Origin of the sequence: Streptomyces narbonensis, from assembly GCF_014649015.1 — a bacterium.
Lineage (GTDB): Bacteria > Actinomycetota > Actinomycetes > Streptomycetales > Streptomycetaceae > Streptomyces > Streptomyces narbonensis.
This window is the reverse complement of sequence record NZ_BMSF01000007.1, coordinates 1-24,594: the sequence shown is the minus strand read 5'-3', so window position 1 is coordinate 24,594 and position 24,594 is coordinate 1. Positions and strand designations below refer to the sequence as shown.

Sequence of the window (24,594 nt, the reverse complement as noted above, 5' to 3'; positions counted from 1 at the left end):
GACAGGGATGGTGCCACCGGGGGGGTGGTGCCACCGGGGGGTGGTGCCACCGGGGGGTGGTGCCATGGTGGCCAGGACGGTCAGCTCGCGTCGGAGGGTTCGCTCGGCGCCGGCTCCGCCGCGGCCTCGCCGTCCCCGACGGCCCGGCTGTAGTCGTTGTGCACCCAGTCGTGCTGGGTGAACTTGTTCCCCGACCAGCGGTACGTGATCACGTCCTCGCCCGAGGGATACGCGACCGGATCGCCCTTCGCGTACACCTGCTTGGTGACGACCAGATCGCCCCGGTCGATCGTCCCGTAGACCGCCGCGTCCTCCGCCATGAAGACGTTCTCGTACCGGTCGCTCTGCTTCCGGTAGACGTACGTGCCGATGCCGACGGCATCACCGCAGGTCATCACGTTGACGACGACGTCGGGGGCGGCGCTGCCCGTGAGGTTTCCGTAGGAGGCGTCGACCGGGTAGGCGTCCGCGACACAGGGCTTCAGATCGTCCTTGAGCCGCTCCCCGATCTTCGGGTCGTCCTTGAGCAGCGCGATCGGATCCACCCGCTCGGCCGACTGCGGCCCGCTGGTCGCGGAGGGGGAGGAGGGGCTGGGAGCCGCCGCGGCGGTCTCGTCGACGCGGGCCGCGCCCTCGTCGCGGGAGCCCGTGCCGCCGGTGGAGCAGGCGGCGACGGACAGCCCGACGGCGACGAGCCCGGCCACCGCCGTGACGCTCGCCGCCTTGACGGTACGCCGAGGGCGGCGCCGCCCGGTGCGGTACCGGTCGTCGCCGCCGTGTGCTCTGCCGCCGGGCTCTTCGCCGGCGTCCGCTCTGCCGTCGTCGGTTTCGGCGTCTAGGCCGCGCACCGCCCCCGCCCCCCTTCATGACCTCGTACGTCCGCCCGCTCCCCGGTCCGGCCCAGAGCGTGGGCGTCGAGGTCGCGGCTCTCCAGCTCCTGGCGGAGCCGGGCCAGCGCGCGGTGGAGCGTGGACTTCACCGTACCCGTCGACATCCCGAGCGCGGAGGCCGTCTCCTCGGTGCTCATCTGCTCCCAGTGACGGAGGACGACGACGCTGCGCTGCTTCGGCGCGAGCACCTTCAGGATGTCCATGAGGAGGGCCCGGTCGGCGTGCTGCTCGGTCGGGTCGTCGACGCTCGCGTCCGGCAGCTGCTCGGTGGGGACCTCTTCGAGCTTGCGGGAGCGCCACCACTCGGTCCGGGTGTTGATCATGACCCGGCGCAGGTAGGCGTCGGCGAGGGACTTGTCGGCGATGCCGTCCCAGCGGCCGTACGTCCGGGCCAGCGCGGTCTGGAGGAGGTCCTGGGCGTCGACCGGGTCGGGGACGAGACGACGGGCGCTGCGCAGCAGCGCGTCCTGCCGCGTGCGTACGTACTCCTCGAAGTCGAGCACCTCTCCGTGCCTCATCCGAACCGCCTCCATCCCCGTGACCAGCCATTTCCTCGTGTCGTGGACGACGCTACGGAGGCTGTGTCACGGGGCTGTGCGGGGCAGCCGTCGGTGGACGCACGGCTACCCATCGGTTGTGTAACAGCGGATACGGAGGGGGTTTCGCGGCGGCCGCCCCGGGAGAGTGGCCGCCCTGGGAGAGCGGCCGTCTCGCGAGAGCGGCAGCGTGGGGCGAGCGATCGCCTCGGCAATGGCCGCCTCGGGAGGGGCCGCCTCAGGACAGCGGCAGCCGGTACAGCCCGCCCTCCAGTGGCTCGACGAGACCGTCCGAGACCAGGCCGTCCAGGGCCCTGGTCCGCTGCATCGGCTCGTCCCAGACCGCGTCCAGGGCCGCCTGCTCCACCGGGTCCGTCGACTCCCGCAGTACCGCGAGGAGCCGGCCCCGCACCTGCCGGTCCGTGCCCGCGTACGTCTGGCCGCGCCGCGGCGGTCCGTCGTGCGCCGGCTTACCCGCGAGCTGCCACGCGCAGCGCTCGGCGATCGGGCAGCGCCCGCAGTCCTCGTTCCGCGCCGTGCAGACCAGCGCGCCGAGCTCCATCGAGGCCGCGGCCCAGCGGGAGGCCGTCGCCTCGTCGTCCGGGAGCAGGGCCCGGGCGAGCCGGCGCTCGGCTGCCGTGGTCGCGTTCGGCGGGTACTGGACGCCGGTCGCCGCCCGCGCGAAGACCCGGCGCACATTCGTGTCCAGGACCGCGTGCCGCTGCCCGTACGCGAAGGAGGCCACCGCGGCCGCCGTGTACTCACCGATCCCGGGCAGCGCGAGCAGCTGCCCGTGGTCGCGGGGGACGTCGCCGCGGTGCCGTTCCGTTATCGCCGTGGCGGCCGCGTGCAGGCGCAGGGCCCGGCGCGGATAGCCGAGCCTGCCCCAGGCGCGGACGGCCTCGCCGGGGGCCTCGGCGGCGAGGTCGGCCGGGCGGGGCCAGCGCGCGAGCCACTGCTCGTACACCGGAAGGACCCGGACGACGGGGGTCTGCTGGAGCATGAACTCGCTGACCATCACCCCCCAGGCGCCGGCCTCGGGGCGGCGCCAGGGCAGGTCGCGGGCGTGCCGGTCGAACCAGGCGAGGACGGGCCCGTGCAGCTCCGGGGGGAGGGAGGGGGCCACGGGGGCCGAGGGGCCGGGGGGAGTGTCGATGGAAGTCATGGCACCTCCGATCCTGGCACGTCCGCGACGGGATCAGCGCGAGCCGTGGCGCGCGCGCTCGGGCCGGTCGGCGTGAGGGGAGGCGTGCGCGTGCGAAGAGGCGTGCGGAGCGGCGTGCGCCCGGGGTCCGCGCCCCGCGCACCACACGACGGCCGAGCTCCGGCTCGACCTGGCCGTCTCCACCAGCGACCGCACCGGTCGCTCCGCCGCCCGCATGACGAGGAAGGCGACCAGGGCTCCGAGCAGTACGCCGGCGGTCACGTCGTGCGGGTAGTGCACGCCGACGAAGACCCGGGAGAAGGCCATGAGCAGCGCCATCGGCACGGTCAGCCAGACCATCCCGCGCCAGGACAGCGCGAGCGCGATCGCCGCGGCGCCCGCGATGGCCGAGTGGTTGCTCGGGAAGGACCAGTCGCCGTAGGGCGGGCACTCCACGAGAGCGGCGGGCGCCCCGAGCACCGCCCGGCAGGGCCGCTCCTCGTCGATCAGCGACTTCAGCCCCTCGCTCACCACGTATCCGAAGGCGGTGGCGAGCGGGGCGAGCAGCGCGAGCGCCATCAGCCGGCTCGATCCGTCACGGGAGCGCCACCAGCCGGCCAGGAACAGCACGCCGAAGAGCAGCAGTCCCGCCTCGGTCCACACCTCCGCGAGCCACTGGAACCAGTGCGGGGTGGAGTGGGCGAAGTCGGCGACGTCGAGGTAGAGCCGATCGGAGAGGTCGAGGAGGGAGTCCATGGTGGATGACGCTAACCGGAATTCGGAGCTCGCCGCCCCGGGCCAACGGCCAGAGAGACCCCCGACGAAAGTGGGGGGGCGAGCCGGATCCCCGTGATTCCGGGCTGCTGCAAGCCCGTTCGGGAAAAGTTCCCGACGCCGAAGGATGTGATCATCGGCAAAACTTGATGTCTCGGGCGGCGGGTGGGGCGGGAGTTGGGCCGGATCTCTCGTAAGGTTCGGGTCGTGGGATCTTTGCGCAATCCGGTCGGGCCGCTTCCCTCCACCATCTACTGGCGACGGAGGGCGGTGGCCGTGTGCCTGGTGGCGGTTCTCGCCCTGCTCGCCGTGTGGGCCCTCACCTCGGGTGACGGCGGTGGGAAGAAGACGAACGACGCCGCCAACGGCTCGTCGCCCACACCCCCTTCGATCACTCCCGGCCCTTCCGGCACCGGCCCGGCGATCAGCCAACAGCCCGGCGGCCGCGACGAGTCGGGCGACTCCGGCGGCTCCGGCGACACGTCGGGTGATGGCGGCAGCGGTGATGGCGGCAGCGGTGACGGCGGCAGCGGTGACGGCGGCTCCGCCGGATCCGGTACGGACGCGGGCTCGGGCTCCGGCGAGGGCGCCGGCGCCGGTACGGACTCCGGCGCCGGCGGCACCGGGAAGAACGGCGACACCGACGGCGCGGGCGGCGACGGAGGCGCGGGCACCGGCGCGGGACAGCAGGTTCCGGCCGATTCTCCGCTCCCGAACTGCCCCTCCGGAGCGCTGCAGTTGAGCCTGCGCAGCGCCAAGGTCTCCTACGAGGCGGGCGAGAAGCCCCGCTTCCACCTGGTCGTCAGGAACACCTCGGACACCGCCTGCAAGGCCGACTTCGGGCCGCGCAGCGCGGTCCTGACCATCAGCGACAAGCAGGCCGACGCGGTCTGGGCCTCCGACGACTGCCCGCGCCCGGGCAATCCGCTCCTGCTGAGCGTCCCGGCGCAGACGACGGTCACCCACACCGTGGAGTGGGACCGCGGGCGCAGCGCGCCGAAGTGCGCCACGGCCCCGGCGGGCCAGGCCGGCCCCGGGACCTACCTGGTGGAGGCGACGCTGGCGGGCGCGAAGGTGGCCCCGGCCTCGTTCACCCTGGCCAAGGACTGAGCCGAAGACGGCGACGGCCCGGCCTCATGGGCCGGGCCACCACTCGGGTCCAGAGCGCGGACCGCCAAGGGACCAGGGCGCGGGCTGCCACGGGTCCACGGCGCGGGCCGCCAAGGGACCAGGGCGCGGGCCGCCAAGGGACCAGGGCGCGGGTCGCAAAGGAACCACGTCGTCGGCCGCCACGGGGGCCGCCACTGGGCCCGGCGCGGGCGATCCGTTCCTGCCTGCTAGACGTACCGCTCCAGGATCGAGGACTCCGCCAGCCGCGAGAGGCCCTCGCGGACGCTGCGGGCGCGGGCCTCGCCGACGCCGTCCACGGTCTGGAGGTCGTCGACGCTCGCCGCGAGGAGCTTCTGCAGCCCGCCGAAGTGCTCCACGAGCCGCTCGATGATCGCGCCCGGCAGCCGCGGCACCTTCGCGAGGAGCCGGTAGCCGCGCGGGGAGACGGCCGAGTCGAGGGTCTCGGGTGAACCGCTGTAGCCCAGGGCCCTCGCCACGACGGGAAGTTCGAGCAGCTCGGTGTGGCTGAGGGCGTCCAGCTCGGTGAGCGCCTCGGCGACCGTCCGCGAGCGCTTGGCCGTGGGCTCGGGCACGTAGTCCCGGACGACCAGCTCGCGCTCCGGCTCCACGCCCGCGATCAGCTCGTCGAGCTGGAGCGACAGGAGCCGTCCGTCGGTGCCGAGCTCGACCACGTACTCGGCGATCTCGGTGGCGATCCGGCGCACCATCTCCAGGCGCTGGGCGACGGCCGTGACGTCCCGGACCGTGACCAGGTCCTCGATCTCCAGCGCGGAGAGCGTGCCGGCCACCTCGTCGAGCCGGAGCTTGTACCGCTCCAGGGTCGCGAGAGCCTGGTTGGCGCGGGAGAGGATCGCGGCCGACTCCTCCAGGACCCGGCGCTCACCGTTCACGTACAGCGCGATCAGACGCATCGACTGCGAGACGGAGACGACCGGGAAGTTGCACTGCTTGGAGACCCGGTCCGCGGTGCGGTGGCGGGTGCCGGTCTCCTCGGTGGGGATGGAGGCGTCCGGGACCAGCTGCACACCGGCGCGGTGGATCTTGGTGATGTCCTTGTCGAGGACGAGCGCGCCGTCGAGCTTGCACAGCTCGCGCAGGCGCGTCGCGGCGAACTCGACGTCCAGCACGAAGCCGCCGGTGGCCATCGCGTCGACCGTCTTGTCCAGGCCCAGCACGATGAGACCGCCCGTGTTGCCCCGGAGGATCCGCTCCAGGCCGTCACGCAGCGCGGTACCCGGCGCGACGGCGCTCAGGGCGGCGCGCATCAGCGCTTCGTTGCCGGAGCTCGCGCCGGACTTCCCGGGAGCTGCTGCCCCGTCCTTCGCTGCCACTGCACTCCTCCGGCTCGTACGGATGGGCGAGACCAGGGCAAAGTCTAGCGACACCACCCCGCCGCCCTCCGCCTCGCGCCGCTCAAGGGTGCGGCGGGAGGGCGCGAGGGCGCCCGCTCGTGCCCCCTCGCCTACCCTCGAAGCCGCCTCGTCTACCAACCCCCGACGCTTCCATACGCCCTCCGGAACCTTTCCACGCGCCCCGCGCACGCCCTTCGCGCGGCCGGGCCACACGCTCCGTACGGCCGGGGCTCTCCCTCCGTACGGCCGCGATGCCCTCCGTGTGCGGCCGGCCATGCGCTCCCTGCGGCCCGGCTACCCCTCCGCGGTCTCCGAGCGCGGCGCGCGGCGGGTGCGGGGGAGGACGCGCAGGGCGTCGCCCATGTCCGCGACCTCTGTCACCTTCATGCCGGCCGGCACCTTGCCCGGGTCCGGCGGGACCAGCGCGTGCGTGAAGCCCAGCCGGTGTGCCTCGGCCAGGCGGCGCTGGACGCCCGTCACCCGGCGGACCTCGCCCGCGAGCCCGACCTCGCCGATCGCGACCAGGTTCTTCGGCAGCGGGGTGTCGCTCGCGGCGGAGGCGAGGGCGAGCGCGATGGCCAGGTCGGCGGCGGGCTCGGAGAGCTTCACGCCGCCCACGGTCGCGCTGTAGATGTCGCGCTTGCCCAGCGCGCTGATCCGGCCCCGCTGCTCCAGGACCGCCAGCATCATCGAGACGCGGGAGGTCTCCAGACCGGAGACGGTCCGGCGCGGGGAGGGGATCTGGGAGTCCACCGTCAGCGACTGGACCTCGGCGACGAGCGGGCGGCGGCCCTCCAGGGTCACTGTCAGACAGGTGCCCGGCACGGCCACGTCACGCCGGGTCAGGAAGAGCCCGGACGGGTCGGCCAGGCCCGTGATGCCCTCGTCGTGCAGCTCGAAGCAGCCGACCTCGTCCGTCGCCCCGTACCGGTTCTTCACGCCCCGGACCAGACGCAGGCGCGCGTGCCGGTCGCCCTCGAAGCTCAGGACGACGTCGACCAGGTGCTCCAGGAGCCGGGGCCCGGCGATGGCGCCGTCCTTGGTGACGTGGCCGACGAGGAGCGTGGACATGCCCCGCTCCTTGGAGGCCCGGATGAGGGCTCCGGCGACCTCGCGGACCTGCGCCATGCCGCCGGGGGCGCCGTCGATCTCGGGGGAGGCGACGGTCTGCACCGAGTCCATGATCAGCAGGGAGGGCTTCACGGCGTCGAGGTGGCCCAGGACAGCCGACAGATCGGTTTCGGCCGCCAGATACAGATGGTCGCTGAGCGCGCCGATCCGGTCGGCGCGCAGCCGGACCTGGCTCGCGGACTCCTCGCCCGTGACGTACAGCGTGCGGTGCTCGTCGCTCGCCGCCTTGGCCGCCACGTCGAGCAGGAGCGTGGACTTGCCGACGCCGGGCTCGCCCGCGAGCAGCACGACGGCGCCGGGCACCAGGCCCCCGCCGAGGACCCGGTCCAGCTCGTCGACGCCGGTCGAGCGGGCGGTCGCCTGTCGGCCGTCGACCTGTCCGATGGGGAGGGCGGCGGTGGAGACCCGGCCGGCCGCGGTGGTCCGGACGGCGGGCGCGCCGTACTCCTCGACCGTCCCCCAGGCCTGGCATTCGGGGCAGCGGCCGAGCCACTTGGCCGTCTGCCAGCCGCACTCGGTGCAGCGGTAGGACGGCCGATCCTTGGCGGTTTTCGTACGGGCAGCCATGGTCCACACCGTAGCGGCCCCCACTGACAGCGAGGGCCGGCGCCCGCCCGGGCCGGGGTCCGTCCTCGATCGGGTGACGGAATGTGAGGTTCCTGTCCCCTTTCGAGCGATACCTTCACCCGTACGAATGAGAAGTGGTCGACCGATACGAAGTGGGCCCCCCGCCCTGCCTACCGTCGCCCCGTGACGAGCAGCAGGCTGGATTCCCCCACACGCACCACCGGCGCACACCGGGCGCACCACGGCGCCGCGGAGCAGGGACCGCGCACGCTCGGTCAGCGGCCCCCCGCCCGGTACGAGGCCGCCCTCGACGGCCTCTACACGTACTGCCTCTCCGTGCTCTGCGAGCACGACACGGCCACCGCCGTCCTCGGCGACGTCCTCGCCGTCGCCGAGCGCCACTTCGGCCGCTGCCCCTCCGACGAGGAGGGCCGGACGGCCTGGCTGTACGCGCTCGCCCGCTGGGCCTGCCTGCGCACCCTCGCCGAGCAGCGCCGCAAGCGCCAGGGCGCCCACACCGGCCGCCCCGCCGTCACCGCGCCCGAGCCGCCCCCGGTCTCCGAGGGGATCGCCGAGCGCCGCCGCGCCGAACTCGCGAAACTCGCCTGGCCCGAGGCCGCCGGCACCACCCCCGAGCAGCGTGAGGCCCTGGAGCTCGCCGTCCGCCACGGCCTGAGCCACCGGCAGGTCGCGGCCGTGCTCTCCCTCGATCCGCTCGCCGCCCGCGAGCTCCTCGCCACCGCCGCCTGCGAGGTCGAGCGGACCCGCGCCGCCCTCGCCGTCGTCGAGACGGGCAGCTGTTCCACCGTCGCCCGGCTCACCGGCGACCACCAGGTGCTGCTCTCCGCCGCCCTGCGCGCCGAGCTCGTCCGCCACGTCGACGACTGCCCCCGCTGCCGCAAGGCCGCCGAGCGGGTGGGCGCCACCGGCCCCTGGCCCGGCGCCGCTCCCCTCCCACCGGACCGGCTGCCGCTCGTCGACGCGCCCCGGGCCGCCGCCTACATGGCGATGCTGCACGTCCCGCGCGCGCGTGCCGGTGCCCCGCGCTTCGCCCCGACCGGTTTCCCGATGGACCCCAAGGACCACACGGCCCGCCGCGACCGGCTCCGGGCCCGCGCGGTGACGACCACCGTCGTCGCGGCCGTCGTGGCCGCCCCGATCCTCGCGCTGTGGACCTCGTACCGCGGCACCCCGGTCGCCGACGAGGGGGTCCCGGGAGGCACGAGGATCAGCGCGCGCGAGGCGGACGAACCGGTGGGCCCCGACGGCGGCGGCCGCTACGAGAACGCGGGCAACGCCCGCACGACCCCCGAGCCCCGCTTCACCCGCGGCAGCCGCTCCCCCGACGTCTCGGTCGAGATCCTCACCCCCGGCGGCCCCACAGGCCCCGCGGGCCCCGCCGCGCCCGGCGATCCCGCCCCCGGCCACCTCACGGTCGGCGCGCACTGCTCCGGCGAGCTCACGATGCTCACGCTGACCGCCGACGGCGGCTCGTCCGTCGCCTGGGCGCTGTGGACGGACGCCCCTTGGCTGTACGTGAGCCGGGCGTCCGGCACGCTCCGCCCCGGCGAGACGGTCACGGTCGTCGTACGCGTCGACCACGGGCGCGAGCCCGCGGGCGCGTGGAGCGCCCGCGTCGGCGTGCACCCCTCGGGCGCGGTCGTCAGGATCAACGGCCAGGGGCAGACCGCCCCGCCGCAGGTCGCCCGCCCGGTCACCCCGCCGACGACGACCGACCCGACCACACCGCCGACGAGCCCTCCGACGAGCCCGCCCACATCGCCGCCGACGAGCCCGCCGACCAGCGAGCCGACGACACCCCCGACCACGGAGCCGACGACGCCCCCGCCGACGACGGAGCCGAGCACGCCGCCGCCGACGACGGACCCGACGACACCTCCGCCGACGACGGACCCGACGACCGACCCGACGACGGAGCCGACGACGCCCCCGCCGACGACCGACCCGGGCACGACGGACCCGGGCACGCCCCCACCGACGACGGACGACCCGGCGCCGTCCGGCCCCTGACCTCAGGGAAGGATGCGACGGCTGGGGGCCGCGACCGCTGGGAAGGGCCGTCAGGAAGAGCTGCGACCGACAGGAAGGGCCGCTGGGAAGGGCCGCGACCGCCTGGAGGGCCGGCCGACCTCAGGAGATCGGGTCGGCCGGGTGCGGGGCCACCAGCGGCAGCTGCGAGGCCAGCCGGGCCTCGCACAGCCCGACGAGGACCTCGTAGGCCTCCTTGCCCATCATCTCCGTCAGTTCCGGCCGGTACGTGACGTAGACGGGCTCCCCGGCGCCGTGCGCCGAGGTGGCCGAGGTGCACCACCAGTGCAGGTCGTGGCCGCCCGGACCCCAGCCACGGCGGTCGTACTCGCCGATCGACACCTGGAGGACCTTGGTGTCGTCGGGCCGCTCGATCCAGTCGTACGTCCGGCGCACGGGCAGCTGCCAGCACACGTCCGGCTTCGTCTCCAGCGGCTCCTTGCCCTCCTTCAGGGCCAGGATGTGCAGCGAGCAGCCCGCGCCGCCCGCGAAACCGGGACGGTTCTGGAAGATGCAGGAGCCCTCCCAGCGGCGGGTCTGCCGGTCGCCGTCCTCGTCGAGCTGCACCCAGCCCGACTCCGTGCCGACGTCGTGGAACTGCCACAGCTCCGGCGTGAGCCGGGCCACGTGCGACGCGACCCGCTTCTCGTCGTCGTCGTCCGAGAAGTGCGCGCCCAGCGTGCAGCAGCCGTCGTCGGCCCGGCCCGCCTGGATGCCCTGGCAGCCGCTGCCGAAGATGCAGGTCCAGCGCGAGGTCAGCCAGGTCAGATCGCAGCGGAACACCTGCTCGGCGTCGGCCGGATCGGGAAACTCGACCCACGCCCGAGCGAAGTCCAGCGTCTTCTCGTCCGGCTCCACGCCCTTGCCCCGCTTCTTGGTGACCTTCTCGGCCTTCACGGCCTTCTCCGCTCGATCGGCCTTCACGGCCTTGGCGACCTTGCCGGACCTACCGGCCTTGCCCGCCTTGCCCGCCTTGCCGGCCTTCGCACCGGCCTCGCCGCTGCTGTCCTTGTCCGGCTTCGCCTGCTTCGTCTTTGGCACAACACCAAGCGTATGCGGGTCGGCGCAGTAGCGTTCCGCCCATGAGACTCGGAGTCCTCGACGTCGGTTCGAACACAGTGCACCTGCTGGTGGTGGACGCCCACCCCGGCGCCCGCCCGCTGCCCGCGCACTCCCACAAGGCGGAGCTGCGGCTCGCCGAGCTCCTCGACGAGCGGGGCGCCATCGCGCCCGACGGCGTCGAGCGGCTGATCGGGACCGTACGGGAAGCCCTCCATGCGGCCGAGGACAAGGGCTGCGAGGAGGTGCTGCCGTTCGCGACCTCGGCCGTGCGCGAGGCCACCAACGCGGACGCCGTCCTCGCCCGGGTCAAGGACGAGACCGGGGTCGACCTCCAGGTCCTCACCGGCGAGGAGGAGGCCCGGCTCACCTTCCTCGCGGCCCGCCGCTGGTTCGGCTGGTCCGCGGGCAAGCTCCTCCTCCTCGACATCGGGGGCGGTTCCCTCGAAGTCGCGTACGGCATCGACGAGGACCCGGACACCGCGGTCTCCCTGCCGCTCGGCGCCGGCCGCCTCACCTCGGGCTGGCTGCCCGGCGACCCGGCGGACACCGAGAGCGTGAAGGCGCTGCGCCGGCACGTCCGGGCGCAGATCGCCCGTACGGTCGGAGAGTTCAGCCGCTTCGGCCGCCCCGACCATGTCGTGGCGACGTCCAAGACCTTCAAGCAGCTCGCCAGGATCGCCGGCGCGCCCGGTTCGGGGGACGGCCTGTACGTCCAGCGGGTGCTGTCCCGCAAGTCCCTGGAGGAGTGGGTCCCGCGGCTCGCCGCGATGACCGTCCCCGAGCGCGCGGCCCTGCCGGGCGTCTCGGAGGGCCGCGCCCCGCAGCTCCTCGCGGGCGCGCTCGTCGCGGAGGGTGCGATGGACCTGCTCGGCGTGGAGGAGCTGGAGATCTGCCCGTGGGCGCTGCGCGAGGGCGTCATCCTGCGCCGCCTGGACCACCTGCCGGAGGAGTAGCCACGACAGGTTCACGCGCGCGTGCACTCCGGCCCCGTCCCTTCACGCGCGCGTGCACTCCGGCCCCGTCCCTTCACGCGCGCGTGCACTCCGGTCCCGTCCCTTCACGCGCGCGTGCACTCCGGTCCCGTCCCTGCACGCGCGCGTGCACTCCGGTCCCGTCCCTTCACGCGCGCGTGCACTCCGGTCCCGTCCCTTCACGCGCGCGTGCACCCCGCCCGGCGTGACCCGAACCACCTCCCGGGCCCCCGGCCCGCCCCGTACCCTGTCTGGGTGGCAGAACCAGTGGTGCGCATCCCGGATGCGAAGGTCGCCCTGTCGACGGCCTCGGTCTATCCGGAGTCGACGGCGACGGCCTTCGAGATCGCCGCGCGCCTCGGCTACGACGGCGTCGAGGTCATGGTGTGGACCGATCCCGTCAGCCAGGACGTCGAGGCGCTGCGCCGCCTCTCCGACTACCACCAGGTCCCGATCCTGGCCGTCCACGCCCCCTGCCTCCTCATCACCCAGCGCGTCTGGTCCACCGACCCGTGGGTCAAGCTCCAGCGCGCGCAGGCCGCCGCCGAGCGGCTCGGCGCGTCGACGGTCGTCGTGCACCCGCCCTTCCGCTGGCAGCGCCAGTACGCGAAGGACTTCGTCTCCGGCATCTGGCGGATGGCGGACGAGACCGACGTCCGGTTCGCCGTCGAGAACATGTACCCGTGGCGGTACAAGGACCGCGAGATGCTCGCGTACGCCCCCGAGTGGGACGTCACGAAGGACGACTACCGGCACTTCACCGTCGACCTCTCGCACACCGCGACCGCCCGCACCGACGCCCTCGCGATGATCGACCGCATGGGCGACCGCCTGGGCCACGTCCACCTCGCCGACGGCAAGGGCTCCGCCAAGGACGAGCACCTGGTCCCGGGCCGCGGCACGCAGCCCTGCGCCGAGCTCCTGGAGCGGCTCGCGCTCACCGGCTTCGACGGCCACGTCGTCATCGAGGTCAACACCCGGCGCGCGATGTCAGCCGCCGAACGCGAGGCCGACCTCGCCGAGGCACTCGCCTTCACCCGGCTCCACCTCGCGTCCGCCGCGGGCCGCCCCTCCCGTCCGGCCGAGCGGGCCCCCCGCCCATGACCGACCCGGCCCCCCGCCGGCGCGGCCGCCCGTCCCGTACCGAGGAGGACAGCGGACCGGGCGCGCGCGAACGGATCCTGGAGGCGGCCCGCGCGCAGTTCGCGGAGCGCGGGTACGACAAGGCCTCCGTCCGCGGCATCGCCAAGGCCGCAGGCGTGGACCCGGCGCTCGTGCACCACTACTTCGGTACGAAGGACGAGGTCTTCGCCGCCGCGATCGAGGTCTCCTTCGAGCCGGCGCTGGTCGTCCCGGCGATCCTCGGCGGCCCGCGCGAGGCCATCGGCGAGCGGCTCGCACGCTTCTTCATCGGCGTCTGGGAGAACCCGGTCAGCCGCGCCCCGCTCCTCGCCATCGTCCGCTCCGCGCTGACCCACGAGGCCGCGGCCAAGGTGCTGCGGACCTTCGTGCTGCGCCGGCTCCTGGAGCGGATCGCGGCCGAGCTCGACGTACCGGAGCCGAGCTTCCGCGCGGAGCTGGCCGCCTCCCACATGATCGGGATCGTGATCCTGCGGTACGTGATCCAGGTCGAGCCGCTGGCCTCGGCCGACCCGGAGGAGATCGTGGCCCAGGTGGCACCGACGCTCCAGCGGTACCTGACCGAGAGCTGAAAGCCTCGCCGGACCGGGTACCGGCAGCCGGACGGGCCCCACCGCCTCACCTGACCGGAACCTGAACACGCAGTCCGTCATACGGACAGGCTGTCCAGATCTTGGAGCGTCGGCGTACGCTCGAATGCAAGCACACCCTTCACGAGGAGCGAGCGACGATGCCCGAGCTGAGGTCCCGCACAGTCACCCACGGACGCAACATGGCGGGCGCACGCGCCCTTATGCGCGCCTCCGGTGTACCGGGCGCGGACATCGGCCGCAAGCCGATCATCGCGGTCGCCAACTCCTTCACGGAGTTCGTCCCCGGCCACACCCACCTCCAGCCGGTCGGCCGGATCGTCTCCGAGGCCATCACGGCCGCCGGCGGCATCGCCCGCGAGTTCAACACGATCGCCGTCGACGACGGCATCGCGATGGGCCACGGCGGCATGCTCTACAGCCTCCCGTCCCGCGACCTGATCGCGGACAGCGTGGAATACATGGTGGAGGCGCACTGCGCCGACGCCCTGATCTGCATCTCCAACTGCGACAAGATCACCCCCGGCATGCTGATGGCCGCCCTGCGCCTCAACATCCCGACGGTCTTCGTCTCCGGCGGCCCCATGGAGGCCGGCCGTGCCACGCTCGTCGACGGCACGGTCCGCACGCTCGACCTGGTCGACGCGATGGTCGACGCGGTGAACCCGAAGATCTCGGACGAGGACATGCTCCGGATCGAGGAGAACGCCTGTCCGACCTGCGGGTCCTGTTCCGGCATGTTCACCGCCAACTCGATGAACTGCCTGACCGAGGCCATCGGCCTCTCCCTCCCCGGCAACGGCTCGCTGCTCGCCACCCACACCGCTCGCAAGGGGCTGTACGAGGACGCCGCCCGCACGGTCGTCGACATCACCCGCCGGTACTACGACGAGGACGACGCCTCCGTCCTGCCCCGCTCGATCGCGACCCGCGGGGCCTTCGAGAACGCCATGGCCCTCGACATCGCCATGGGCGGCTCGACGAACACGATCCTGCACCTGCTGGCCGCCGCCCAGGAGGCCGAGCTCGACTACGGCCTCAGCGACATGGACGAGGTCTCGCGCCGGGTGCCCTGCCTGGCCAAGGTCGCGCCGAACGTCGCCAAGGACCGCACGTACTACATGGAGGACGTGCACCGGGCCGGCGGCATCCCCGCGATCCTGGGCGAGCTCTACCGCGCGGGCCTGCTCAACGAGGACGTCAACTCCGTCCACTCCGCGTCCATCAAGGAGTGGCTGGACACCTGGGACGTCCGTGGTGGCTCCGCCTCCGACGAGGCCGTCGAGCTGTTCCACGCGGCCCCCGGCTGCGTCCGCTCCGCCACCGCCTTCTCGCAGTCCGAGCGCTGGGAGGCGCTGGACGTGGACGCGGCCGGCGGCTGCATCCGCGACGCGGCCCACGCGTACTCGAAGGACGGCGGCCTCGCGGTCCTGCGTGGCAACATCGCCGTGGACGGCTGTGTCGTGAAGACGGCCGGCGTCGACGAGTCGATCTGGACCTTCGAGGGCCCGGCCGTCGTCTGCGAGTCGCAGGACGAGGCCGTCGAGAAGATCCTCAACAAGCAGGTCAAGGACGGCGACGTGGTCGTCATCCGTTACGAGGGCCCGCGCGGCGGCCCGGGCATGCAGGAGATGCTCTACCCGACCTCCTTCCTCAAGGGCCGGGGCCTGGGCAAGACCTGCGCGCTGGTCACCGACGGCCGCTTCTCCGGTGGCACGTCGGGCCTGTCCATCGGCCACGCCTCCCCGGAGGCGGCCTCGGGCGGCACGATCGCGCTCGTCGAGGACGGCGACCGGATCCGCATCGAGATCCCGAACCGCTCGATCGAGCTCCTCGTCGACGAGGCCACCCTGGCGGCCCGCCGCGAGGCGCTGGGCGGCGTGTACGCGCCGAAGAACCGTGAGCGCAAGGTGTCGGCGGCGCTGAAGGCGTACGCGGCGATGGCGACGAGCGCGGACAAGGGCGCGGTCCGGGACGTGACGAAGCTGGGCTGAGCCCGGCGGTCGAACGGGCGGACGTACGACGGCGGGGAGCGGGCACACAGCCTGCTCCCCGCCGTCGTACGCCACCGCCTGTCTTCAGCTCACGGGGCTCACACAGACCTCATGTGGCTTACGGGGCTCACGAGGCCCCCGGGGCTCGCGAGGATCACGATGCCCGCGACGCGCTCACCAGGACTCGGGTTCGCGCGCGTCGACCGCGAAGACCGAGCCGTCGGGCGCCGTCCCGAACACCCGGTCCCCGGCGACCTGAGGCTCGGGGACCATGGGCGCGTAACCGAGCCGCCCGTTCCGCAGCCGCGGCCTGGTCTGGCCGATCAGCGCCCCGCGCGCGGTGTTGACGGCCAGCAGCCGGCCGTCCTGGACGGAGAAGTACAGGCGGTCGTCGCCACCGAGCACCGGTTCGGAGACGTTTCCGGCGCCCGTCTCCAGCTCCCAGAGCACCCGCCCCTTCGGCGCGGCGGTGTCGAAGGCGGTGAGGTGGCCGTTCGCGTCGAGGATGTGGACGACCGCGCCGCGCACCGCGACCCCCCGGACGTCGATCCGGTGGGGCAGCGCCAGCCGCCGCACGGAGTCCGCCGAGCCGTCGGGGCCCAGCAGCACCAGTCCGTCGATCAGCGGGTCCTGGTAGTGGTCGCCGAGGACGAACGCTCCGTCGCCGGTGCGGCCCAGCGGGGCGAGGTCCCCCTCCAGGGTCCGCTGCCAGACCACCTCGCCGGTCCGGGGCCGGACCGTGCCGACCCGCGTGCTCGACCCGTCGGCCGAGGTCTCGGAGACGGCCAGCAGCCCGGACGGCGCGTCGTAGGCGCCGAGCCGCGGGACCGAGAAACCGGCCAGGCCGTGCCGCCAGAGCTCCTTGCCGCTGCGGCTGTCGAGAGCCCGGAGCCCGCCCCGCCCGTCGGCCAGGACGACGGCGGTGCCGGCGGGCCGGTACAGCTCGGGCGCGGTCCCCGTCTGGCCGGCACCCCACCCGGGCGTGCCGCCCGCGGCGTCGTAGGCCCGGAGCGGGCCCGTGGGGGCGGCGGCGCCGACGGTGCCCTCGGCCAGGAGGGCGGGAGCCGTCGGGGTCTCCGAGTCGATGGGGGTGGTCCGCGACCAGAGGACCTGCCCCGTGACCGGGTCGAGCCGGGCGATGCCGACGCCCCGGGCGACGCAGTACAGCGCGCCGCCGCCGTGCACACAGGCGGGAGCGGCCGTCGGGCCCCGTTCCTGGAGCGGCGTCCGCCAGCCCGCGAAGGCCGTGGCGACCTCGTCCGGGCGGGCGGGAGCCTCGTGCCCGCCCTCCGCGGGAGCGCTGAGCGCGCCGTACAGCCCGGCGCCGGTCAGCGCGAGCACGGCGATGAGGGCGGCGGTCACCCTCGGACGGATCCGGAGGCGCCGACGGGCCGGGGGAGCGACGGTGGTCGCCCGGACGCGGGTGTCCGCGTCCCAGGCGGGGCAGCTGCCGGGCTCGCTCTCCGGCAGGGTGGGGCGCCGCCGCTGGGCCGGTATGAACGCCTCCGCCTCGTACGAGGGCGGCAGCAGCGCCGACATGATCTCGGCGGGGGTCGGCCGCTCGGCGGGATCCTTGGCGAGGCAGCGCGCCAGGAGCGGCGCCAGCTCCGCCGGCACGTCGCTCAGATCCGGCTCGTCGTGGACGACCTGGTAGGCCACGATGTACGGGCTGTCGGAGTCGAACGGGCCGTGCCCGGTCGCCGCGTGCACGAGGACCGAGCCCAGCGCGAAGACGTCCGCCGCGGGCCCGACCTCCCGGGGCCGCTGGAACTGCTCGGGCGCCATGAAGGGCGGCGAGCCGATCAGCTTCCCCGTCTCCGTGTGCAGGTCGCTGTCCACGGGCCGGGAGATGCCGAAGTCGATGACCTTCGGTCCGGTGTCGGTGAGCAGGACGTTGCTCGGCTTGAGGTCCCGGTGGACGACCCCGGCACGGTGGATGTCCCGCAGCGCCTCGGCGAGCCCGGCGGTGAGCCGCCGCAGTTCGGCGGGGGACAGGGGGCCGTTCCGCTTCACCTGGTCGGCGAGGGTCGGCCCGGGCACGTAGAGCGTGGCCATCCAGGGGCGTACGGCCTCGGGGTCGGCGTCGACGACCGGCGCGGTGAAGGCTCCGCTCACCCGTCGGGCGGCCGCGACCTCCTGGCGGAAACGGGCCCGGAACTCCGGGTCCTCCGCATACCGAGCGTGCACGACCTTGACCGCGAGCCGCAGGCCGGAGGCCGAGGCGGCGAGATGGACGACCCCCATGCCGCCGGACCCGAGACATGCCTGGAGGCGGTAGCCGCCCGCGTACTCGGGCCCCTCCGCATCCCGGTCGGCGCCGGTACTGCGCAACGGTGGCATCGCCCACCCCCGTGTGATTCCCCGTCACATCACGCGCCTGCGCGACCCGACGGAGCCTAGTCCATGGTGCCCGCGAAGTCGGAGGAGCTTGCTAGCCTGCGCGTCGCAGAGAGTGAAACTCGGCGTAGCGCTTTTGCGCCACAGGGGGAGGACACCATGGGAACCGACGAGAAGCAGCCCACGGCGGACGTGGCGACGACGGCGACGAGCGCGGTGAAGCGCTACGCGATAGCCCCGGGGTACCGGGTCAACGTGCGCTCGGGCCCCAGCACCCAGTACTCGATCGTCCGGTCGCTGGCCGCCGGCTCCACGGTCCCGGTCTACTGCCAGAAGCCCGGCGAATGGATCAACGGCCCGTACGGCACCACCAACCTCTGGGACAGCATCGCCCCGGGCGAGTACGTCTCCGACGCCTACGTGAAGACGGGCAGCGACGGCTACGTCGCACCGCGCTGCGCCTGAGGTCCTCCTCCGCCGCTCCGGGGATAATCGACTCTGTGAGCGACGAAGAGCAGACCCCCGGCACGGAGCAGACCCCCAGCGCGACGGCCGGCGGGCCGCAGCCCGAGGAGATCCGTTTCTTCGGTACGACCTGGGTCGACCACACCGGTCACTACGTGCTGCGCCGCGTCGGCGTGGCCGTCGGCTCGCTGGCCGCCGCCGTCGCGGCCTGCTTCGTGCTGCGCTTCGCCTACGAAGGCCTGGAGATCGCGGACATCGGCGGTTTCGTCAACATGCTGGTCGTCGTCATGTTCGCGGTCTGCAGCGCCATCGCCTTCCGCAAGACCTGGGAAGGCTTCACGCGCAGGCCCACCGACCCGCGCCGCGAGGAGTCCCTGCGCAGCCTGAAGGCCATCGGCTTCATCGGCTCGCTCCTGGCCTACTTCTTCCGCTGCTTCACCGAGGCGCCCGGCGAGCAGCTGCGTCGCACGGAGTACGAGACGTCCAGCGCCCAGTACGAGAAGCGCCGCAACGCCCGCACGGGCAACCCGGCCGCCCGCAGGAAGCCCAAGCCCAAGCGCAAGTAGCCCGCCCGGCATTCCACCCAGCCTGTCCGCGTCCTTGACGGCCGGCACCCCCAGGAGCACTATTCATCACATGATGAATTCCCCGACGGGCGCGACAGCCTCGACGGAACCGGCCCGGGCAGCCGACGACACCGCCGCCGTCACCGCCCAAGGCCTCACCGCCGTACGAGGTGGGCGCACCGTCCTCCGCGGCCTCGACTTCACCATCCCGTCCGGCCGCATCACCGGCCTCCTCGGCCCCTCCGGCTGCGGCAAGACCACCCTCATGCGCGCGATCGTCGGCACCCAGGCCCAGGTCGGCGGCACCCTCCAGGTCCTCGGCCGCCCCGCGGGCGACCCCACCCTCCGCTCCCGCATCGGCTACGTCACGCAGGACCCCTCGGTCTACGACGACCTCACCGTCCGCCAGAACCTCGACTACTTCGCCGCCGTCCTCTTCCCCGGCCGAGCCCGCCGCCACGACCGCCGCACCGCCGTCGCCCGGGCCATCACCGACGTCGACCTCACCTCGCACGCCGACTCCCTCGCCGGCCGGCTCTCCGGCGGCCAGCGCAGCCGCGTCTCCCTCGCCGTCGCCCTCCTCGGCACCCCCGAACTGCTCGTCCTCGACGAACCCACCGTCGGCCTCGACCCCGTCCTCCGCCGCGACCTGTGGAACCTCTTCCACCAGATCGCCGCCGACCGCGGGACGACACTCCTCGTCTCCTCCCACGTCATGGACGAGGCCGAGCGCTGCCACCGCCTCCTCCTCATGCGCGAGGGCGAGATCCTCGCCGACGACACCCCCGAAGCCCTCCGCCGCCGCAACGACACCGCCACCGTCGAAGAGGCCTTCCTCCACCTCGTCGACGCCGCAGCGACCCGCGCAACCCACCCGGAAACAGCACCCCCAGAAGCAGGACACCCCGCAGCCGGGCACCCCCGCACCACCCACGAGGAGCCCCGCTCATGAACAGCGCCCGCACCCTCGCCACCGCCGCCCGCGTCCTGCGTCAGCTGCGCCACGACCCCCGCTCGATCGCCCTGATGCTCCTCGTCCCCTGCCTGATGCTCTTCCTGCTCCGGTACGTGTTCGACGGAAGCCCCGGCACCTTCGACAACATCGGCGCCTCCCTCCTCGGCATCTTCCCGCTCATCACGATGTTCTTGGTGACCTCCATCGCCACCCTCAGGGAACGCACCTCCGGCACCCTGGAACGCCTCCTCGCCATGCCCCTCGGCAAGGCCGACCTGATCGCCGGCTACGCCCTCGCCTTCGGCCTCCTCGCCGTCCTCCAGTCCACCCTCGCCACCGGGCTCGCCGTCTGGTTCCTCGGCCTCGACGTCGTCGGCTCCCCCTGGCTCCTCCTCCTGGTCGCCCTCCTCGACGCCCTCCTCGGCACCGCCCTCGGCCTCTTCGTCTCCGCTTTCGCCGCCTCCGAGTTCCAGGCCGTCCAATTCATGCCGGCCGTGATCTTCCCCCAGCTCCTCCTCTGCGGCCTCTTCACCCCACGCGACCAGATGGCCCCCGCCCTCGAAGCCCTCTCGAACGTCCTCCCGATGTCGTACGCCGTCGACGGCATGAACGAAGTCCTCCGCAACCCCGACATCACCCCCGACTTCGTCCGCGACGCCCTCGTCGTCGCAGGCTGCGCCGTCCTCGTCCTCGCCCTCGGCGCGGCCACCCTCCGCCGCCGTACCGCGTGACCGCCCCTCGGACACCGAACACGCACCCCGTCCCGCCGGTGCGAGGATGACGACACATACCCCCTTCGGCGAGGTGAAAGACCCATGACCCAGACCGTCGCAGTCCTCGGCACCGGCAAGATCGGCGAAGCGCTCCTCAGCGGCATGATCCGCGCCGGCTGGCGCCCCGCGAACCTCCTCGTCACCGCCCGCCGCACCGAACGCGCCGACGAACTCCACGCCCGCTACGGCGTCGAAGCCGTCACCAACGCCGAGGCCGCCAAGCGCGCCGACACCCTCATCCTGGCCGTCAAGCCCCAGGACATGGGCCGCCTCCTCGACGAGCTCGCCCCCCACGTCGCCGCCGACCGCCTCGTCATCAGCGCCGCCGCCGGCATCCCCACCTCCTTCATCGAGGAGCGCCTCACCACCGGCACCCCCGTCGTCCGCGTCATGCCCAACACCCCCGTCCTCGTCGACGAAGGCATGTCCGTGATCTCCGGCGGCAGCCACGCCACCCCCGCGCACCTCGTCCACACCGAGGAGATCTTCGGCGGCGTCGGCAAGACCCTCCGCGTCCCCGAGTCCCAGCAGGACGCCGCCACCGCCCTCTCCGGCTCCGGCCCGGCCTACTTCTACTTCCTCGTCGAGGCCATGACCGACGCAGGCATCCTCCTCGGCCTCCCCCGCGCCCAGGCCCACGACCTCATCGTCCAGGCCGCCATCGGCGCCGCCGTGATGCTCCGCGACAGCGGCGAGCACCCCGTCAAGCTCCGCGAGGCCGTCACCTCCCCGGCCGGCACCACCATCAGCGCCATCCGCGAGCTGGAGAACCACGGCGTACGGGCCGCCCTCATCGCCGCCCTCGAAGCCGCCCGCGACCGCAGCCGCGAACTCGCCTCCGGCAACGGCTGACCTAACCGGCCGAGACCGCGCCCTGCACCACGTCCTCCGTGGCCACGACCCGGGCGAACCGCCCACCGTGCAGCGACACCGCCGTCGCCCGGGTCAGCTCCTCCGCCGTCTGCACCCAGCCGAACGGCCCCTCCAGGTCGAAGGTGTGCATCGCGTCCAAGGGGAACAGCACCTCGTACCCGAGGTTCCCGCCCATACGGGCCGTCGTCTCGTTGCACATGTTCGTCTGGATCCCGACGATCACGATCTGCCCGACGCCCGCCCCCTTCAGCCAGGCGTCCAGATCCGGCTCCCCGTAGAACGCCGAGTTCACGCTCTTCGTGACCAGCAGTTCCGGCCCGGCCCCCTTCCCCCGCCGCTCCTCGACGAAGTCCTTGAACGCGTTCCCCTCCGTCCCCGGCTCCAAAGGCGAACCCTCCTGCACCGAGTCGTGCCGCACGAAGACGACCGGCCGCCCCGTCTCCTGCCACACATCGATCAGAGCCGCGATGTTCCCCTCGGCCTCCGGATTGTTCCGCCGCCCCCAGAAGTCCAGCTCGAAGCCCTTCTGCACGTCGACGACCACCAGCGCTGCGTTCTCGTTGATCTCCATACCCACGATCCTGACGCCGCGCAGCCGACTGCCCCAGAGGGAGAAAAGCCGGCGATCGATGCTTTACTGCCAGCCATGGCCGCCCCCCAGCGCATCGCCCTCCTCTCCTTCCCCGGCATCCGCGCCTTCGACGTCTCCGTCATCACGGAGGTCTGGGGCAGCGACCGCACACTGCGCGGCGTCCCACCCTTCGAACTCCACAGGGTCGCCACCGACCCGCACACCCCGATCCCCCTCCGCGGCGGACTCACCCTCACCCCCGACCGCCCCCTGGCCTGGCTCGACGAACTCAGCACCACGGACCTGATCCTCGTCCCCGGTATAGAGGACCCCGACGCCGACCTCCCGGCCCCTCTCCTCGGAGCCCTCCGCCGTGCCCACACCGCGGGCATCCCCGTCGCCTCGCTCTGCGCGGGCGCCTTCGTCCTCGCCCGCGCGGGACTCCTCGACGGCCGCAGGGCCGTCACCCACTGGCACCTGGCCCAGACGCTCGCCGACCGCCACCCCGAGATCCAGGTCGAACCCGACGCGCTCTTCGTCGAGGACACCGGCATCTGGACCTCCGCCGGCACAGCCGCCGGGATCGACCTCTGCCTCCACCTCGTCCGCACCGCCCACGGAGCCGAAGCCGCCGCCTCCGTCGCCCGCTCCATGGTCACCGCCCCCTTCCGCACGGGCACCCAAGCCCAGTTCATCGAGCACCCCACACCACGAGCCGACCGCGACGCCGACGCCCTCGCCACCGTCCGAGCCCACGCGCTCGCCCACCTCGACGAACCCCACACCGTCGCGAGCCTCGCGGCCCACGCAGGAATGTCACCCCGCTCCTTCGCCCGCCACTTCCAGGCCACCACCGGAACCACCCCCCTGCACTGGCTCATCACCCAGCGCGTCGCCGCCGCCCAGAAACTCCTCGAACGCACCGACCACCCCCTCCCCGAGGTGGCCCGCCGCGCGGGCTTCGGCAGCGAGGTCACGATGCGCCAGCACTTCGCCTCGCACCTCGCCACCAGCCCGCGCGACTACCGCAACGCCTTCCGTCACCCCGCGGGCAACAACCCGATCGCCCGATAGGCCCGGTCCACCAACGGCCGCGCCACCCCCCGGGCCCGCTCGGCCCCGTCCCGTAGCACCTGATCCACATGGCCCTGATCCGCCGCGAGCTCGGCATGCCGCTCCCGCAGCGGCCTCAGCAGCTCGACGACCGCGTCCGCCGTGTCCTTCTTCAACGCTCCGTACGATTGATATACACCGGCCAGCTCCTCCGGGTTCCCATCCGTCGCGGCTGCCATCAGATCGAGGAGATTCGCGACCCCCGGCCTGGCCTCCCGGTCGTACTCCACGTCCCGTCCGCTGTCGGTCACGGCCCGCATGATCTTCCGCCGCACGGTCTCCGCATCGTCCAGCAGATAGACGATCCCGGCCCCGTTCGCATGCGACTTCCCCATCTTCGACGTGGGGTCCTGCAGGTCCATGACCCGAGCGGCCACCTTCGGCGCCGTGGCCCGCGGCACGGTGAAGGTGTGCCCGTACCGCTGGTTGAACCGCACCGCCAGGTCCCGCGTCAGCTCCACGTGCTGGGTCTGGTCCTCACCCACCGGCACCTCGTCCGCCCCGTACGCCAGGATGTCCGCGGCCATCAGCACCGGATAGGTGAGCAGCGACAGCCGCACACCCTCCCCGGCGGCCCGCGCCAGCACGCTCTTCTCCTTGTACTGGATCATCCGCCGCAGCTCGCCGTCCGTGGCTGTGCACTCCAGCAGGTACGAGAGCCTCGCGTGCTCGTCCACATGGCTCTGCACGAACAGCGTGCAGAGCTCCGGATCCAGCCCCGCGGCCAGCAGCAACGTCGCCGCCTGCCGACTGAGCCGCCGCACCCGCCCCGGATCGTGCTCCACGGTCAGCGCGTGCAGGTCCACGACGCTGAACAGCGCCTCCGCCCTGTGCTGATCCACCTCGACCCACCGCCGTACGGCCCCGAGGTAGTTGCCCAGCGTCAGATGCCCGGTGGGCTTGATCCCGCTGAAGATCCTCGTCATCGCGTTCCTTCTCCCTCAGCTACGGGCCGCCGGCCCGACGGCCCGGTTCCCGGAGGGGGATACGCGAACGGCCGCCGGAACGGCGGCCGCTTGGTACATGCGCGAGTGCGGGCCGCCGGTCAGGCGGCCCACCACTGGGTGGCGTGCGCATGCGTAGTCATACGGAGAGGCTACGCCCGAGGACCGGGGTTGACACGGGATTACCCGGTCCGTAGTGTTCTCCGAGTTGTCCGACGTGAGCACCGACCCCCATCGGCCCCGGACAGCCATTCCGCAAGACCCACAGAAGCTGACGACGCTTTGCCGCGCCGTCCGGCTTTCCGTGTGTATTTGCGAAATGAGGAATCCGCGTTCGAAGGTCTGAACGCAAGCCGCCCGATTAGCGTCGGAGGCAGGAATTCGCTAAAGTCTCACTCGTCGGAACGGCCCAACAGCCGGAAAGACAAACCCCGCTGACTGGGAATCAGACGCCGAAAGGATCTGATAGAGTCGGAACCGCCGGAAGGGCCGCGGAGCGAAAGCGAAACGGACCGGAAAGCGCCGAGGAAATCGGATGGAAAACATCTGATAAGCTTCGGAACGAAGGAAAAGCCCGGAGGAAAGCCCGCGAGGGTGAGTACGAAGGAAGCGTCCGCACCTTGAGAACTCAACAGCGTGCCAAAAATCAACGCCAGATTAGTTGAT

Annotated in this window: 23 protein-coding genes; 12 read left to right on the top strand and 11 right to left on the bottom strand. The window is 72.9% G+C overall.

Annotated features, from left to right (window positions below):
• Positions 1–80: 80 nt before the first annotated feature.
• The 4 genes from IE124_RS14640 to IE124_RS14625 form a co-directional block, all read right to left on the bottom strand.
• Positions 81–848, bottom strand: a complete 768-nt coding sequence (locus IE124_RS14640) for a hypothetical protein (protein ID WP_189508191.1) — start codon at positions 846–848, stop codon at positions 81–83.
• Entirely contained in the window at positions 836–1,408 is a 573-nt protein-coding gene (locus tag IE124_RS14635) for a SigE family RNA polymerase sigma factor (protein WP_189508190.1), read from the bottom strand. Before IE124_RS14635 ends, IE124_RS14640 begins: the two co-directional genes overlap by 13 nt.
• Before the next feature lie 256 nt (positions 1,409–1,664).
• Positions 1,665–2,591 carry an iron-sulfur binding domain-containing protein gene (locus IE124_RS14630; RefSeq protein WP_229832467.1) on the bottom strand — a complete coding sequence of 309 codons (927 nt, stop codon included), beginning with the start codon at positions 2,589–2,591 and terminating at the stop codon, positions 1,665–1,667.
• Between the two features lie 33 nt (positions 2,592–2,624).
• The gene (locus IE124_RS14625; RefSeq protein WP_189508189.1) at positions 2,625–3,326 is read right to left on the bottom strand and encodes a phosphatase PAP2 family protein; all 702 of its coding nucleotides are present in this window, start codon (positions 3,324–3,326) and stop codon (positions 2,625–2,627) included.
• A 225-nt stretch (positions 3,327–3,551) separates the two neighbouring features.
• Here IE124_RS14625 and IE124_RS14620 point away from each other — a divergent pair, with 225 nt between their 5' ends.
• Complete coding sequence (locus IE124_RS14620; protein WP_189508188.1) at positions 3,552–4,454, top strand: hypothetical protein; 903 nt, start codon at positions 3,552–3,554, stop codon at positions 4,452–4,454.
• 227 nt (positions 4,455–4,681) lie between these two features.
• Here the strand turns inward: IE124_RS14620 and disA are convergent, their stop codons facing one another.
• Positions 4,682–5,806: a DNA integrity scanning diadenylate cyclase DisA gene (gene disA / locus IE124_RS14615; protein WP_055642806.1), complete on the bottom strand. Its 1,125-nt coding sequence runs from the start codon at positions 5,804–5,806 to the stop codon at positions 4,682–4,684.
• Positions 5,807–6,121: 315 nt separating this feature from the next.
• Positions 6,122–7,525, bottom strand: coding sequence for a DNA repair protein RadA (gene radA, locus IE124_RS14610; protein ID WP_189508187.1), 1,404 nt, complete (start codon positions 7,523–7,525; stop codon positions 6,122–6,124).
• A gap of 183 nt (positions 7,526–7,708) precedes the next feature.
• Here radA and IE124_RS14605 point away from each other — a divergent pair, with 183 nt between their 5' ends.
• The gene (locus tag IE124_RS14605; protein ID WP_189508186.1) at positions 7,709–9,556 is read left to right on the top strand and encodes a BACON domain-containing protein; all 1,848 of its coding nucleotides are present in this window, start codon (positions 7,709–7,711) and stop codon (positions 9,554–9,556) included.
• 120 nt (positions 9,557–9,676) lie between these two features.
• On the opposite strand, the gene IE124_RS14600 is transcribed toward IE124_RS14605, so the two are convergent.
• Positions 9,677–10,471: a DUF3109 family protein gene (locus IE124_RS14600; RefSeq protein WP_229832505.1), complete on the bottom strand. Its 795-nt coding sequence runs from the start codon at positions 10,469–10,471 to the stop codon at positions 9,677–9,679.
• A gap of 185 nt (positions 10,472–10,656) precedes the next feature.
• Here IE124_RS14600 and IE124_RS14595 point away from each other — a divergent pair, with 185 nt between their 5' ends.
• The 4 genes from IE124_RS14595 to ilvD all read left to right on the top strand — a co-directional run bounded on the left by IE124_RS14595 (position 10,657) and on the right by ilvD (position 15,331).
• On the top strand, positions 10,657–11,589 hold the full coding sequence (locus IE124_RS14595; RefSeq protein ID WP_189508184.1) for a Ppx/GppA family phosphatase: 933 nt from the start codon (positions 10,657–10,659) through the stop codon (positions 11,587–11,589).
• A 273-nt stretch (positions 11,590–11,862) separates the two neighbouring features.
• A complete protein-coding gene (locus IE124_RS14590; RefSeq protein WP_189508183.1) occupies positions 11,863–12,711 on the top strand; it encodes a sugar phosphate isomerase/epimerase family protein in 849 nt (282 codons plus the stop codon).
• Entirely contained in the window at positions 12,708–13,319 is a 612-nt protein-coding gene (locus IE124_RS14585; protein ID WP_189508182.1) for a TetR/AcrR family transcriptional regulator, read from the top strand. Before IE124_RS14590 ends, IE124_RS14585 begins: the two co-directional genes overlap by 4 nt.
• A gap of 158 nt (positions 13,320–13,477) precedes the next feature.
• Complete coding sequence (gene ilvD / locus IE124_RS14580; RefSeq protein WP_189508181.1) at positions 13,478–15,331, top strand: dihydroxy-acid dehydratase; 1,854 nt, start codon at positions 13,478–13,480, stop codon at positions 15,329–15,331.
• A gap of 174 nt (positions 15,332–15,505) precedes the next feature.
• Here the strand turns inward: ilvD and IE124_RS14575 are convergent, their stop codons facing one another.
• On the bottom strand, positions 15,506–17,671 hold the full coding sequence (locus IE124_RS14575; protein ID WP_189508180.1) for a serine/threonine-protein kinase: 2,166 nt from the start codon (positions 17,669–17,671) through the stop codon (positions 15,506–15,508).
• Positions 17,672–17,827: 156 nt separating this feature from the next.
• Between IE124_RS14575 and IE124_RS14570 the strand changes: the two genes are divergently transcribed.
• The 5 genes from IE124_RS14570 (at position 17,828) to proC (ending at position 21,279) form a co-directional block, all read left to right on the top strand.
• Complete coding sequence (locus tag IE124_RS14570) at positions 17,828–18,133, top strand: SH3 domain-containing protein (protein ID WP_189508179.1); 306 nt, start codon at positions 17,828–17,830, stop codon at positions 18,131–18,133.
• A 35-nt stretch (positions 18,134–18,168) separates the two neighbouring features.
• On the top strand, positions 18,169–18,699 hold the full coding sequence (locus tag IE124_RS14565) for a hypothetical protein (protein ID WP_189508178.1): 531 nt from the start codon (positions 18,169–18,171) through the stop codon (positions 18,697–18,699).
• Positions 18,700–18,769: 70 nt separating this feature from the next.
• A complete protein-coding gene (locus tag IE124_RS14560) occupies positions 18,770–19,651 on the top strand; it encodes an ABC transporter ATP-binding protein (protein ID WP_229832466.1) in 882 nt (293 codons plus the stop codon).
• Positions 19,648–20,385, top strand: a complete 738-nt coding sequence (locus IE124_RS14555) for an ABC transporter permease (RefSeq protein WP_189508177.1) — start codon at positions 19,648–19,650, stop codon at positions 20,383–20,385. Before IE124_RS14560 ends, IE124_RS14555 begins: the two co-directional genes overlap by 4 nt.
• A gap of 84 nt (positions 20,386–20,469) precedes the next feature.
• On the top strand, positions 20,470–21,279 hold the full coding sequence (gene proC, locus IE124_RS14550) for a pyrroline-5-carboxylate reductase (protein ID WP_189508176.1): 810 nt from the start codon (positions 20,470–20,472) through the stop codon (positions 21,277–21,279).
• A 1-nt stretch (position 21,280) separates the two neighbouring features.
• On the opposite strand, the gene IE124_RS14545 is transcribed toward proC, so the two are convergent.
• Positions 21,281–21,871 (bottom strand): cysteine hydrolase family protein, encoded by a 591-nt coding sequence (locus IE124_RS14545; RefSeq protein WP_189508175.1) that lies wholly within the window; start codon positions 21,869–21,871, stop codon positions 21,281–21,283.
• 75 nt (positions 21,872–21,946) lie between these two features.
• Here IE124_RS14545 and IE124_RS14540 point away from each other — a divergent pair, with 75 nt between their 5' ends.
• On the top strand, positions 21,947–22,945 hold the full coding sequence (locus IE124_RS14540; RefSeq protein ID WP_189508174.1) for a GlxA family transcriptional regulator: 999 nt from the start codon (positions 21,947–21,949) through the stop codon (positions 22,943–22,945).
• Here the strand turns inward: IE124_RS14540 and trpS are convergent.
• Together trpS and IE124_RS34890 are read right to left on the bottom strand one after the other, a co-directional pair.
• On the bottom strand, positions 22,912–23,910 hold the full coding sequence (gene trpS, locus IE124_RS14535; protein WP_189508173.1) for a tryptophan--tRNA ligase: 999 nt from the start codon (positions 23,908–23,910) through the stop codon (positions 22,912–22,914). The two genes, IE124_RS14540 and trpS, sit on opposite strands and share 34 nt — an antisense overlap.
• A gap of 410 nt (positions 23,911–24,320) precedes the next feature.
• Positions 24,321–24,594 (bottom strand): hypothetical protein (locus tag IE124_RS34890; RefSeq protein ID WP_229832465.1); only part of this gene is annotated, 274 nt, incomplete at its 5' end.

Excerpts from the sequence above, each read along its gene's own strand:
- IE124_RS14540 (WP_189508174.1), top strand. The coding sequence starts at position 21,947 with ATGGCCGCCCCCCAGCGCATCGCCCTCCTCTCCTTCCCCGGCATCCGC.
- IE124_RS14635 (WP_189508190.1), bottom strand. The coding sequence starts at position 1,408 with ATGAGGCACGGAGAGGTGCTCGACTTCGAGGAGTACGTACGCACGCGG.
- IE124_RS14555 (WP_189508177.1), top strand. The coding sequence starts at position 19,648 with ATGAACAGCGCCCGCACCCTCGCCACCGCCGCCCGCGTCCTGCGTCAG.
- IE124_RS14560 (WP_229832466.1), top strand. The coding sequence starts at position 18,770 with ATGATGAATTCCCCGACGGGCGCGACAGCCTCGACGGAACCGGCCCGG.
- IE124_RS14625 (WP_189508189.1), bottom strand. The coding sequence starts at position 3,326 with ATGGACTCCCTCCTCGACCTCTCCGATCGGCTCTACCTCGACGTCGCC.
- IE124_RS14575 (WP_189508180.1), bottom strand. The coding sequence starts at position 17,671 with ATGCCACCGTTGCGCAGTACCGGCGCCGACCGGGATGCGGAGGGGCCC.
- ilvD (WP_189508181.1), top strand. The coding sequence starts at position 13,478 with ATGCCCGAGCTGAGGTCCCGCACAGTCACCCACGGACGCAACATGGCG.
- IE124_RS14585 (WP_189508182.1), top strand. The coding sequence starts at position 12,708 with ATGACCGACCCGGCCCCCCGCCGGCGCGGCCGCCCGTCCCGTACCGAG.
- IE124_RS14630 (WP_229832467.1), bottom strand. The coding sequence starts at position 2,591 with ATGACTTCCATCGACACTCCCCCCGGCCCCTCGGCCCCCGTGGCCCCC.
- trpS (WP_189508173.1), bottom strand. The coding sequence starts at position 23,910 with ATGACGAGGATCTTCAGCGGGATCAAGCCCACCGGGCATCTGACGCTG.
- IE124_RS14595 (WP_189508184.1), top strand. The coding sequence starts at position 10,657 with ATGAGACTCGGAGTCCTCGACGTCGGTTCGAACACAGTGCACCTGCTG.
- radA (WP_189508187.1), bottom strand. The coding sequence starts at position 7,525 with ATGGCTGCCCGTACGAAAACCGCCAAGGATCGGCCGTCCTACCGCTGC.
- proC (WP_189508176.1), top strand. The coding sequence starts at position 20,470 with ATGACCCAGACCGTCGCAGTCCTCGGCACCGGCAAGATCGGCGAAGCG.
- IE124_RS14545 (WP_189508175.1), bottom strand. The coding sequence starts at position 21,871 with ATGGAGATCAACGAGAACGCAGCGCTGGTGGTCGTCGACGTGCAGAAG.
- IE124_RS14570 (WP_189508179.1), top strand. The coding sequence starts at position 17,828 with ATGGGAACCGACGAGAAGCAGCCCACGGCGGACGTGGCGACGACGGCG.